The organism is Bacillus sp. SRI_025 (assembly GCF_057592095.1).
In genome coordinates, this window is sequence record NZ_JBYEGB010000006.1 from 103,763 (window position 1) to 117,323 (window position 13,561).

At 41.6% G+C, this 13,561-nt stretch carries 8 protein-coding genes and 1 riboswitch; all 8 genes read left to right on the plus strand.

Annotated features, from left to right (window positions below; all coding sequences use genetic code 11):
• Positions 1–53: 53 nt before the first annotated feature.
• The 8 genes from AC20OE_RS16270 to AC20OE_RS16305 all read left to right on the plus strand — a co-directional run bounded on the left by AC20OE_RS16270 (position 54) and on the right by AC20OE_RS16305 (position 13,348).
• A complete protein-coding gene (locus tag AC20OE_RS16270; protein WP_039176652.1) occupies positions 54–2,240 on the plus strand; it encodes a DNA topoisomerase III in 2,187 nt (728 codons plus the stop codon).
• 196 nt (positions 2,241–2,436) lie between these two features.
• Positions 2,437–3,519, plus strand: coding sequence for a glycosyl hydrolase family 8 (locus tag AC20OE_RS16275; protein WP_058837358.1), 1,083 nt, complete (start codon positions 2,437–2,439; stop codon positions 3,517–3,519).
• Positions 3,500–4,351 carry a GGDEF domain-containing protein gene (locus AC20OE_RS16280; protein ID WP_075610909.1) on the plus strand — a complete coding sequence of 284 codons (852 nt, stop codon included), beginning with the start codon at positions 3,500–3,502 and terminating at the stop codon, positions 4,349–4,351. Before AC20OE_RS16275 ends, AC20OE_RS16280 begins: the two co-directional genes overlap by 20 nt.
• Positions 4,341–6,053: a DUF2334 domain-containing protein gene (locus tag AC20OE_RS16285; protein WP_487269014.1), complete on the plus strand. Its 1,713-nt coding sequence runs from the start codon at positions 4,341–4,343 to the stop codon at positions 6,051–6,053. Before AC20OE_RS16280 ends, AC20OE_RS16285 begins: the two co-directional genes overlap by 11 nt.
• A 37-nt stretch (positions 6,054–6,090) precedes the next feature.
• Positions 6,091–7,314, plus strand: coding sequence for a glycosyltransferase family 2 protein (locus AC20OE_RS16290; protein WP_487269036.1), 1,224 nt, complete (start codon positions 6,091–6,093; stop codon positions 7,312–7,314).
• A gap of 4 nt (positions 7,315–7,318) precedes the next feature.
• On the plus strand, positions 7,319–9,409 hold the full coding sequence (locus AC20OE_RS16295; RefSeq protein ID WP_487269015.1) for a cellulose biosynthesis cyclic di-GMP-binding regulatory protein BcsB: 2,091 nt from the start codon (positions 7,319–7,321) through the stop codon (positions 9,407–9,409).
• Positions 9,410–9,475: 66 nt separating this feature from the next.
• Positions 9,476–9,620: riboswitch (cyclic di-AMP (ydaO/yuaA leader) on the plus strand.
• Between the two features lie 112 nt (positions 9,621–9,732).
• Positions 9,733–11,559: an APC family permease gene (locus AC20OE_RS16300; protein ID WP_039176669.1), complete on the plus strand. Its 1,827-nt coding sequence runs from the start codon at positions 9,733–9,735 to the stop codon at positions 11,557–11,559.
• A 67-nt stretch (positions 11,560–11,626) separates the two neighbouring features.
• Complete coding sequence (locus AC20OE_RS16305) at positions 11,627–13,348, plus strand: pyruvate oxidase (RefSeq protein WP_059376054.1); 1,722 nt, start codon at positions 11,627–11,629, stop codon at positions 13,346–13,348.
• Positions 13,349–13,561: the final 213 nt, after the last annotated feature.

Here is a 13,561-nt window from a genome sequence, read left to right on the forward strand (position 1 = left end):
CTCCACGTCTGCTATAATAAAAGGATGGATAGAAGAAAGAGATGTGAAATCTAGTGTCAAAAACAGTTGTATTAGCAGAGAAACCTTCAGTAGGACGTGACTTAGCACGTGTACTGAAGTGTCATAAAAAAGGAAATGGTTTTTTAGAAGGAGATCAATACATTGTGACGTGGGCTCTTGGCCATTTGGTCACACTGGCTGATCCAGAAGGCTACGGAAAAGAATTTCAATCCTGGCGTTTAGAGGATTTGCCGATCATTCCAGAGCCGCTCAAGCTTGTCGTCATGAAAAAGACAGGCAAACAATTTCAAGCAGTGAAAGCGCAGCTTGCAAGAAAAGATGTAAAAGACATTGTCATCGCAACAGATGCTGGACGTGAAGGGGAGCTAGTCGCAAGATGGATTCTTGAAAAAGCGCATGTGAAAAAGCCACTGAAACGACTATGGATCTCATCTGTTACGGACAAAGCCATCCAAGAAGGCTTCAAACGATTAAAAGATGGCAGAGAATATGATAATCTGTATCGCTCGGCTGTTGCACGTGCAGAGGCAGACTGGATTGTAGGGATCAACGCAACAAGAGCGCTGACGACCAAGTTCAATGCACAGCTTTCCTGCGGACGGGTACAAACACCAACGATTGCCATGATCGCCAAACGAGAAGAAGACATTCAGCAATTTCAGCCGAAGCCGTTCTATGGAATGACTGCACAAGTAGATGGGCTTACGTTGACATGGCAGGATGCCAAAACAAAGCAAAACCGCACATTCCAAGAGAATGTCATAAAAGAGCGTTTGGCAGGCTGCAAAGGAAAACCAGCAGTGATCGATGCATTGAAAAAAACAGCGAAAAAAGCTTTTGCTCCAGGGCTGTATGACCTGACTGAATTGCAGCGTGATGCACATAAACGCTACGGCTTCTCAGCAAAAGAAACCTTGTCTACGCTTCAGCGATTGTATGAGCAGCATAAGCTTGTGACATATCCGCGTACAGATTCAAGATTTATTTCAGCGGATATCGTTCCTACATTAAAAGATCGTTTAAAAGGAATGAACGTCAGACCGTACGCACAGCATGTGAACCGCATTTTACAATCAGGCGTGAAAGCGCACAAAGGCTTCGTCAACGATGCAAAAGTGTCAGATCACCATGCGATCATTCCAACCGAGGAAGAGCTGTATCCTGGTGCACTAAGTGATAAAGAGCGTAAATTATATGATCTTATTGCCAAACGATTCCTTGCTGTACTGATGAATCCTTTTGAATACGAGGAAACAACGGTGATTGCCAAGATAGGCAGTGAAACGTTCACGGCAAAAGGAAAAACCGTACAATCAGCCGGCTGGAAAGCCGTGTATGATGATTCCTATGAAGACGAGGAATCAGCCGAAGCAGATCAGCATCTGCCGCTGCTTTCAGAAGGGCAGTCACTTGAAGTACGCCAGCTGAAAGAAACAAATGGAGAAACGAAACCTCCTGCCCGTTTTAATGAAGCAACTCTGCTATCTGCTATGGAGAACCCAGCGGCATTTATGCAGAATCAGGAAAAGGACTTAGTGAAAACCCTCGGTGAAACAGGCGGACTAGGAACAGTGGCCACAAGAGCCGATATCATTGAAAAACTGTTCAACAGCTTCTTAATCGAGAAAAAGGGCAAAGACATTTTCATCACATCTAAAGGGAAACAGCTGCTTTCCTTAGTGCCTGAAGACTTAAAGTCACCTGCGTTAACAGCGGAATGGGAACAAAAGCTTTCTAAAATCGCAAAAGGACAGCTGAAGGCTTCTCAATTCATGAGTGAAATGAAGTCCTATGCAAAACAAGCCGTATCTGAAATCAAACAAACGAACCAAACCTTTAAGCATGACAATGTCACTGGCACCCATTGTCCTGACTGCGGAAAACTTATGCTGAAAGTGAACGGAAAACATGGCACAATGCTCGTGTGCCAAGACCGAGAATGCGGCCACCGTAAAAATGTAGCGAAGAAAACAAACGCACGCTGCCCGAACTGTCATAAAAAGCTCGAGCTGCGCGGAGAAGGTGATGGCAAAATCTTTGCTTGTGTGTGCGGCCATAGAGAAAAACTGTCTGTTTTCGAAAAACGCAAATCACAATCCAATCAAAAGAAAGCAAGTAAGCACGATGTGTCTAAATATATGAAGAAACAAAAGAAAGTGGAAGAACCAATCAATAACGCACTGGCTGAGCAATTAAAGAAATTAAAATTAGATCAATAGTAGTATATAAACCCATGCTGAAATGCATGGGTTTTTCTGTGCAATCAAGTATATCGGCATATGGTTTTTCTGAAAATGGGAATATGTATGCAAAAAGACTCGTAATTTGGTATAAAATATTTATTTAAATTTTAACAAAAACACTCTATAATAAATCGTTGGATGCTAAGAGAACGGGAGTTGAAAGGGGACACGAATGGTTACAGCCATACATCGCACGGCTATTGTTTTACTCATTGTTTTTTTATTAGGCGGATGTACCTGGGAACAGCAGAAGGAATCAGCTGATCCAGTATCTCCACAGCCTGTATTGCCTGGAGAATATTTTATCACTCATCACCTCATGACAGATCAAGGCATGATTCGCACTTCATTAGCAGAGCAGCACATCTACTTATCTGAGTCGCTTGGACTTTGGATGGATTATCTTGTTCGAAAAAAAGATCAAAATTCTTTTGACCAACAATTTGGTGTCCTGCAAGATGAATTTTTACTAGATGATCACCTTCTCAGCTGGCAAATCGAATCTGATCAAAAAAGTAAAGCCAATGCTCTAGTTGATGACTTACGGGTAGTGGCGGCACTTCAAAAGGCAGATCGTTTATGGAAGAATGCAGCGTATCAAACCACAGCAAAAGAAATCGCACAAGCGTTAAAAGACAAGAATATGTATAGAGGCATCTTGTCCGATTATTATGATGCGTCAACAAACCGAACTTCACACACAATCACACTCTCATATTTAGACCCAAAAGCAATCAAAGAATTGGAATCCCTCAAAATATTCACGAAACAAATGACGAGTAACCAATTGACCATTCTAAAACAAGCACCGAGAAAAAAAGGATTCTTTCCTAAATCCTATGATATAAAGAAAAAAGCCTATTCATTTGATCGAGAAATCAATATGATTGATCAACTCTATACGGCTCTACATGCCGATCGTGCAAAGGTGAGTACGTCCGCGATCATGAAATGGCTGAAAACGACTTTTAAAAAAGAAGGAAAACTGTACGGTAGATATAAACTGAGCACATTGCAGCCATCAGTGACGTATGAATCGCCTTCTGTATATGCACTGGTCATCTTGTATGCTCTTAAACGAAACGAACCGGAATTCGCAAAAGAGGTTTATGACCGCATGAAAGAATTACAAATTCAAGATCCTCTCAAGGATTATTATGGAGGATACATGAACGAAAAAGACACACACTCATTTGACAACTTATTGCCTCTCATTGCAGAAAGGGAGCTTTTTAATGAATCGGTTATTCAGTAATACGTATCGTTTATATTATTCTCTGCTCCTCACGTTTGCAGGTCTTATTTTGTTTATGGGCTACCTTGGCTTGCATGATGCAGAGAGCTTTTTGATGATCACACTGACTTTTGTCGTGTTAGGATGCGGGATTTTATTTGGCATCTTACCAGCATTAATTTTTACCTTGCTGATGTTGTTCTTTATAGGAAGTGCTATGTTCTTTACAGAGCTTGGTCACACAAATCCTTTCTTTTCCAATCGAACATTGCAGGATGTGGTGGTTTGGGGCGTAGCCCTTCTCTTTTTCGCGATTTCAGCAGGAAGCTTGCATGAGCGGATCAAGACGATGCGTCACACCATTGAACAACAAAAGCAGGCGATGAAACAATTTGTGGCGATTGACTCGACAACTGGATTTGACAATGCAGATCGGATGAAGCTGGAATTATCCGAGGAAATGAAACGGGCAGAACGTTACAAACAGCCATTCGTTTTTATCCTTCTTCATATCCATTATGCAGCGGAATTCAAATCGTTATATGGAGAAAAAGAAATGCAGCACCTATTTCAGCAATTAAGTATTAAGATTCGCGAAAGTGTCAGAGAAACGGATAAGAAATTTCGATTATCCGAAGAACGAATAGGCTTGCTGCTTACTCACACACCAGAAGAGAATGTCTCTGTCGTCCTTGAGAAGCTAAAAGATAAATTGCAAAAGCATGTGCTGTTAAACGGTCGTGAAGTCACCCTGACTTTTCATGTCTGTCATTTAACAAGCAGTTCGGATTATCGTACGCCAGAGCAATTTTTAGAAGAACTAGAAAAAGAGATGATGATGAATGAACTTTAATTCTTTGATGAAATGCTGTTTGCTGCTTGCTCTTTTTTTGATTCTTTCTTTTAAATACATGGCTTCAGCCGACGCACTTGCCAAGTCAGATACCCTGATCGTTTATTCGACAGAATCGGGGGAAGCGACTCCAGCAGTGCATATGCTGGATCTACTCGCCGGACATTTTTCAACAAAGACGACGATTGTATCTGATGAGCATTTGGCTGAAAAGAAGATCAGTGAATTTCAGCAAGTCATCTACCTAGGAGAAATAAAGAGAACCTTACCGAAACAGACCATTCGTATGATGAATGAAGCACAGAAGGTAATAGCCATTGGATACAATGCGGAACAGCTTCGCCCATTCTCCAAGCTTACTTTCCACAAACAAGATCATACAAGTCAAATCAAATATACAGATGATCAAACTTACCGTCAGCTAGAGAAAAGTATCAGTGCGTTAACGGTTCAAGGGGCAGACTTGCAAAGTGAATTTTTATTGAAGAAGCATGAAGCTGACCTTCCATTTGTGATTCAAACAAAGGAAGGGGCCGACTATATTGGTATCTTAAATGTCGTGCAGCAGAACGAGCTGCTTGCAGAAGTGCTGGAAAAACGCCTGTCTTCTTCTCATCAGCTGACCACAAAGTACTTAAGGTTTGGGAACATCAGTCCTGTCTCTGACGAGAAGAAGCTGCTTGAGCTTGGACAATACGTATCCACTCGGCATATTCCGTTTCTGATAGCGGTAACCCCTGTATGGGTGGATCGAACAACAGGTGATGAAGTGACACTGAGTGACCGCCCGCAGCTCATAAAAGTGTTAAAACAATTGCAAAGCAATGGAGCCAGCATCATTCTTCATGGATTTAGCCGTACGTACCGAACGGAGGATTCTGGTCAGGACTTTGAGTTCTGGGATGCAAAGAATGATCAGTCCATTACATCAAATGACCCAAAAAAAGCTGAGAAGAAGCAAAGTGAAAGCCATTTTTCGAATGAAAAGGACTTCGATGCTTACACGAGATCGAATCAGCAGCAAGAAATCATCTATACAGAAGAAAAAATCACAAAGGGCATTGAGCTTCTTGCGCAGCAAGGTCTATATCCACTGGCATTCGAGGTGCCGCATGATGCCGTATCCCAACAAGGCTACGAAGTGATATCAAGGCATATGTCCAGTCTGTTTGGACAGGTACAGCTGTCGGATCATACGTGGAAAACAGCCGGTGCTCCGCCGCTGGTGACGAAACCCGCCATGCTTCACGGCATGACCTTATATCCTCAGCAATCAGTAGAACCAGCATCTGACCAAGAAGGTTCAAATATTTTAACAGAGCAAAAGATTCAATCCATCCAGCATCTCCAATCAGCCGCAATCGGGCTGTCCTATGATGTGGAATCAGGAATAGATGGACTGCAAAATCTGATGACGCAGATGGATGCAATTCCTTCTAGTGAATGGCTGGATTTAAAGAAAACAAAACAGACGGTCCAAACATCACATGTGCAGATCAAAACATCAGGGAATGGACATATTCAAGTAGAACAATCCAATAGAGCAGAAACCAAAACAGTCAAACGAAGCGGCATGGAAAATATGCTGCGAATTCTCACAGTCGTGGTGATGCTGTTTATTGCGGCATTTGCTTTTTACACATTGTATTTAAGACTGACAATGAAAAAACGAATTTTTAAGGAGAGAAAATTAGGTGGCTGATGTCTTATTTTATCTTTCATTAATATTGATTTGGATCATGCTCCTATACCACATGTTTCTCATGCAGGGCGGCTTTCAGCACTACCTAACCTACGAAAAAGTGCTGCCTGAATGGACGAAACAAGGGAAGGAGCTGCCGACTGTCAGCATTCTGATTCCTGCTCATAATGAAGAAGTTGTCATCCGGCAAACGCTAAAAGCAATGGTCCAGCTGTCCTACCCTAAACATCTCCTTGAAATCATTGTGATTAATGACAATTCCTCCGATGGCACAGGGGACATCGTGCGGTCATTCAGTGAGCAATATGATCATGTCCATATGATTGAAACAAAGCCGCCATTTACAGGAAAGGGAAAATCCACTGCACTAAATGAAGGCTTAAAGGCTTCAACAGGAGAAGTCATCTGCGTATACGATGCAGATAACATGCCTGAACAAAAGGCCGTCTATCACTTGGTTCTTGGTTTATTGAACGACCCAAAGGCAGGCGCTGTTGTCGGGAAATTCAGGGTCATCAATGCAGCCAAAAATCTCCTGACCAAATTTATTAATATTGAGACCATCTGCTTCCAATGGATGGCGCAGGGCGGAAGATGGAAGTGGTTTAGCATTGCGACAATACCAGGCACCAACTTCGCCATCCGCCGGCATATTTTAGAAGAACTTGGCGGCTGGGATGTTCATGCGCTGGCTGAGGACACCGAATTGACGATTCGTGTCTATAACCTTGGCTATGTCATTCGATTTTTCCCGGCAGCGATCACATGGGAACAAGAGCCTGAGACGTGGAAAGTCTGGTGGCGGCAAAGAACACGCTGGGCACGAGGCAATCAATATGTTGTACTCAAATTTTTAAAGCAGTTTATGAAGCTGAAACGAAAACGAATGATTTTCGATTTGTTTTATTTCTTCTTTACGTATTTCTTATTTTTCTTCGGTGTTCTGCTCTCAAATGGGATCTTTATCGTGAACCTATTTGTTGACCTTCACTTATCTGTAGGAGCTGTTGCACTGATCCTGTGGGGATTGGCCTTCTTCCTCTTTCTAACAGAAGTGATGATTACATTAAGCATTGAGAAAACAGAGCTCACCAAACAAAATATACTCATTGTGGCGCTCATGTACTTCACTTATTCTCAAGTATGGATTGCGCTAGTCGTGTACTCTTTATTTGTAGAGACAAAGAGCCGTTTATTCAAACAAGAAGTAAAATGGTACAAAACCGAGCGTTACGATCAACAACAAAAGAAAAGCGGGTGACAAATTGAAATCGGTAAAATGGATGATTTTTATATTGGTGATATCCCTTGCCATTCAGCCTTTTTTCATGGCGGGGCAAGCACTGGCGCAATCAAATCGAGTACAAGTGAAAGATGACTGGATTCGCTCATCAAAAGGAAGTCAAACAGAAACGCAAGCATTATCAGAAGATGTAGTGACCTTGTATGGACAAGAAGACCGCACTGAATTTTCCTATCAAATAGAGAAAGAAAAAGTAGAGTCTAGCACCCTTACATTGAATATAGAGGCATCACCATTACTCATTTCGCCATCATCGTTCACAGTCATGATTGATGGAGAGATTGAAAAGACCATTCCCGTAACAGGAAAAAACCAAAAGAAATCGATTCAAATCAAATTGAACAAATCGCAATTGAAAAAAGGTTCTCATCGGATTCAGCTCGCATTTTATGGCGTGTTAAAAGAAGGTGTGTGTATCAACCAAGAGACACCTGCCAACTGGCTGAAAGTATATCCTGAAAGTGAGCTGGATTTCAAAGGAACTCAAACGACAGACGTGACGTTAGACAGCTTCCCTTCACCTTTCATTCAAACAGGTGATCAGAAAGAACAAACAGATATTGTGATTCCAAATTCACCAGAAGCAGCTGAATTAGAAGCGGCTATGAAAGTATACCGTACGTTGAAAAACAAAGACCGCCAAGCAGACCTCAAAATCGTCCAAGAAAAGGACCTCAAGCAAATCGCGCATCCAACGATTGCTGTTGGAGCGAAAGGAAACTGGGAGGGACGAGTGAAATCGATCGAGCAAGCTGCGAAAATGAAAACAGCAAGCAACCAGCTCACGTTAGCAGTGAGAACACTGACTGGGAAGAAAAAAGAACAGCCCATTTTATTTGTCACTGCTGAACAGCCAAAGACAATTGCGGAAAAAATCAATGTCCTGACTCAACCAGAACTGACCGATCAGCTCACTGGGACAGATTTGCTGCTTCAAAAGGTTACTGCTAAAGCATCAAAACCATCTCATCAAATTCGTTTAAAAGATTTTGGTGGTGATGATGTAACGGTTGGAACCAAAAAGACGGCATCGGATCATTACTATTATCCGAAAGCATTGATCGCTAATCAAAAATCTGCTGCAAAGTTAAATCTATCATTTAAAAAAACTGATACAGCGAACAAAGCGGAACGCTTAACAGTCATGGTTAATAATGAACCACACGATGTACCGTTAACAAAACTAGGAAACAAAGATGAGAATGGATTCTATCATGTGTCAATTCCAGTAGATTCACAAGTGCTCCAAAAGAATGAATATATTGATTTGCAATTTGTCACTACAGGCTTTAAAAACATGGAGTCCTGCAGACATACGGATGAAGAAAGCTGGATTTACATTGATAAGAATAGCTCTCTTCAAATACCAGAAGGGACAGCTAGTGATACACCGGATTTAGCTGCATGGCCGCTTCCTTTCACATCAAAAACGCAGCAAGGAAAAACATTGATCATCATGCCAAATCAAATCAAGCAAGAAACGATCAATCAAATGGCGATGCTGACAGAATCATTTAGTCAGCCGGAAGCTGCTCAATATCAATTGATCAAAGCATCAAATGTGACAAATGATCAATTGAAAAATCACTCTCTTATTTTCATCGGTGGCATTCAAACGTTCTCTCTTTTAAAAGAAAAGGCAGACGATCTCATCGTTCCTGTGACAAAGGATCAGTATGATGTATCCTCCTTTGGCATGATCAACGAAACGACTGCTCGTATTGTATGGACGCAGCCATCTGTATGGAACAAAGAGCAAACAATGACCGTCTTTTCAGGAATGAATGCATCTGACGCTGATCTTTCACATGAAGTGCTTCATTTCCTGCAAACAAATACGGAAACGGCAACGGTTGCCATCGAGAGCAAAAACAAAGACATGTTCTCTAATCATCAAACGGTCAGCAGCACAACAAATGATCTCAAAAAAGGTGAAAAGCAAGGCGTCGGTGATTCTTGGATTTATTTTGCATGTATCGCTGTGCTGATTATTTTTGTGGTCGGAATGATTATTTATTTCGTACGAAAAAACCGCAAAAAGACTGATAGATAAACGATCAAAAGACCTTGAAAAAATGTCTTTACTTTGGTGTCAAACGGGAGTATGATCTCTTTTATAAAAGACCAATCGCTGAATCATTTCGATGAGCGGGGGAACCATTAGTGGTGCAGGACACCACGTGGGGTGAATCCTTTTTAGGTAGGGCAAAGTCTCATGCGCCCGAATCCGTCAGCTAACCTCGTAAGCGTTAAAGAGAGCAAAGACCAACCTGTGATCTAAACAATAGACGCAGGGGCATTCTATTGCCTCTGTGTCTTTTTGGCGATCCATCTTTTGTAACTTAAATCGTTTGACACTAAAGGAGCGGGCATCACATGTACAGTTTGATGAAGCGTATTTTAATTGGGAAACCATTAAAATCACAGGCAGCAGGAGAACAAAAACTATCAAAAATCAAAGCGTTGGCATTATTGTCATCAGACGCATTGTCATCCGTTGCATACGGTACAGAACAAATCTTGATTGTTCTTTCAGTCGTTAGTGCAGCAGCATTTTGGTACTCACTCCCGATTGCAGGTTGTGTATTAATTCTGTTAATGGCGTTAATTCTATCTTACCGCCAGATTATTTATGCTTATCCAGAAGGCGGGGGGGCCTATGTCGTCTCTAGTCGAAACTTAGGTGAAAAGCCAGGACTGATCGCTGGGGGATCATTGCTTGTAGATTATATTTTGACGGTAGCAGTGAGCATATCAGCGGGTACCGATGCTATCACATCAGCTTTTCCGGCACTATATCCATATCATGTGCTGATTTCAATTGTATTGGTCATCTTGATTATGGTGCTCAACCTTCGTGGATTGACAGAATCAGCATCTATTTTGGCTTATCCCGTATACTTGTTTGTCATATCACTCCTTATATTAATTGGAGTCGGCGGCTTTAAATTATTAACAGGAGGCGTTCCTCCAGCACCTGAGCATACTGCAATAGGTACACACGTACCTGGCATTACATTATTTCTTTTATTAAAAGCATTTTCGTCTGGCTGTTCTGCACTGACTGGGGTAGAAGCCATTTCAAATACCATTCCATCCTTTAAAAAACCAGCTGCACAAAATGCAGCGAGAACATTATTGATGATGGGTGGATTACTAGCTGTATTATTTGTTGGCGTGACATTACTTGCGTTTGGTTTTGGCATCTCACCAAAGCCAGAAGAAACGGTTGTATCACAAATTGCATCAGATACATTTGGACGTACATTTTTCTATTATGTCATTCAGGCTGTTACAGCTTTAATTTTGATATTAGCGGCAAACACCGGCTTTTCCGCCTTTCCTTTATTGGCGGTCAACTTAGCAAAGGATAAATATATGCCGCGCATGTTTACAGTAAGAGGGGATCGTCTCGGTTACTCTAATGGCATTATCTTCTTAGGTGTAGCTTCCATGCTGCTCATTTGGTTGTTTGATGGGAAAACGGAACACCTTATACCGCTATATGCTGTCGGTGTATTTATTCCATTTACCTTGTCACAGACAGGTATGTGTGTGAAATGGATTCGTGAAAAACCGCAGGGCTGGAAAACGAAAATGCCTATTAATATAGTCGGAGCACTGATTTCCTTCACGGTTCTCATGATTCTCATTTTGACCAAGTTTCATCTTGTATGGCCAGTATTTGTTTTCATGCCAATTGTGCTATTCATCTTTCATTCCATTAAAAAGCATTACCTGTCTGTCGGAGAACAACTGCGTTTAATGAATGAAGCAGAGCCTGTTGAGATTAAAGGGAATGTGGTCATTGTGCCAATTGCCGGTGTAACACGTGTCGTTGAGCAATCTGTTCAATATGCAAAATCCTTATCAGAGCAAGTCATAGCAGTTCATGTATCCTTTGATAAAGAAAAAGATAAGAAAATTGAAGCAGATTGGGAAAAACTGAACAGTGGTGTGCGGCTTGTGATGCTGCATTCGTCTTATCGAAGTCTTATTCATCCGCTTGATAAATTTCTTGAAACGGTTGAGGCAAAAGCAAATGCGCATCAATATAAAGTGATGGTGCTCGTACCTCAATTTATCCCGAAAAAAAGATGGCACACGATCTTGCATAACCAATCTGCCTTTTTATTAAGATTCCGTCTGTTATGGAAGCGGGATATTGTGGTCGCCACCCTTCCATATCATTTTAAAAAGTAGCAGCAAGTTGAAACGTTTGATCAAAAGGGTGCGGTGGTATGGAGTAAGAAAAAAGGAGTTTTCTCACATGCCGCAAAGAACCGCAGGAAAAGAAGTAACAGCGCTACTGGAAGAGTGGGGCGTAAAACATATCTATGGAATGCCCGGCGACAGCATAAACGAATTGATTGAAGAGCTTAGGCACGAATCAAGCCAAATACAATTTATACAAACGAGACATGAAGAAGTGGCGGCACTTTCAGCGGCGGCTGATGCCAAACTAACAGGTAAGCTCGGTGTCTGCTTATCCATCGCTGGACCGGGTGCTGTCCACTTATTAAATGGACTATACGATGCAAAAGCAGATGGCGCACCCGTTTTAGCAATTGCAGGGCAGGTTGCGTCAACTGAAGTAGGGAGAGACGCCTTTCAAGAAATCAAATTAGAGCGGATGTTTGACGACGTTGCTGTCTTTAATCAGCAGGTACAAACAGCAGAAGCTCTGCCTGATTTATTGAATCAAGCCATTAAAGCAGCTTATACTCACAAAGGTGTGGCAGTTCTCACCGTATCGGATGACTTATTTTCTCAAAAAATTAAGCGCAAGCCTGTTTATACATCTCCTCTTTATGTTGAGGGAGAAGTACGGCCAAAGAAAGATCAACTGCTAAAGGCAGCACAGCTAATTAACAATGCGAAGAAGCCAGTCATCTTAGCAGGTAAAGGATTACGAAATGCAAAAGAAGAGCTTCTTTCATTTGCAGAAAAGGCTGCTGCGCCTATTGTCATCACACTTCCTGCAAAAGGTGTTGTGCCAGACAGGCACCCATATTTTTTAGGAAACCTAGGTCAAATCGGAACGAAGCCAGCATATGAAGCGATGGAAGAGTGTGATCTCTTAATTATGCTTGGAACTTCCTTTCCATATAGAGACTACTTACCAGAGAACACACCTGCCATTCAACTGGATATTAAGCCAGATCAAATCGGTAAAAGATATCCGGTAGACGTAGGAATCGTGAGTGACAGCAAGAGTGGTTTGCATGAACTGACCTCCTACATTGAATATAAAGAGCAGCGTGGTTTCCTTGAAGCTTGTACTGAGCATATGATGAAATGGCGAGAAGAAATGGATAAGGAAAAATCCGTTGCTACATCACCGCTTAAACCTCAGCAAGTCATTGCTAGATTAGAAGAAGCAGTAGAAGACGACGCCATTCTTTCTGTTGATGTAGGGAATGTGACCGTATGGATGGCACGCCATTTTGAAATGAAACAGCAGGATTTCATCATCTCCAGCTGGCTTGCCACAATGGGCTGTGGTTTGCCTGGTGCTATCTCTGCTAAGTTAAATGAACCGAATCGCCAAGCGATTGCTGTCTGTGGCGATGGTGGCTTCACAATGGTTATGCAAGACTTTGTGACAGCGGTCAAATATAAACTGCCAATCGTTGTGGTGATTTTAAACAACAACAATCTTGGAATGATTGAATATGAACAACAAGTAAAAGGAAACATCAATTATGGTATAGAGCTAGAAGATATTGATTTTGCTAAGTTTGCAGAAGCATGTGGCGGCAAAGGAATCTCCGTGTCATCACATGAAGAACTAGCTCCAGCCTTTGATACAGCTCTTCAATCAGATAAACCTGTCATTATTGATGTTGCTGTCACCAATGAACCGCCGTTACCTGGAAAAATTACGTACACACAAGCAGCCGGTTTTAGTAAGTACTTACTGAAAAAATTCTTTGAAAAAGGCGAGCTGGATATCCCTCCACTCAAGAAAAGTTTAAAACGCTTTTTCTAAACAAAATGTAGTCGGTCCTCTCAAAAGAGGACTGACTTTTTTGTGATGAAAGGAAAAACATTTCAATTATCACTTGTTTTATTTCCTCTAAAAATATATGGACATTATTTTTGTAACTTAAAGCCTATTTTTCCAATTCGCTGAGAAAGGTAAAATAGACTTTATGATCAATAATGGAGGGAGTGACTTCTTCTGGGGAAGATACTTGATGCA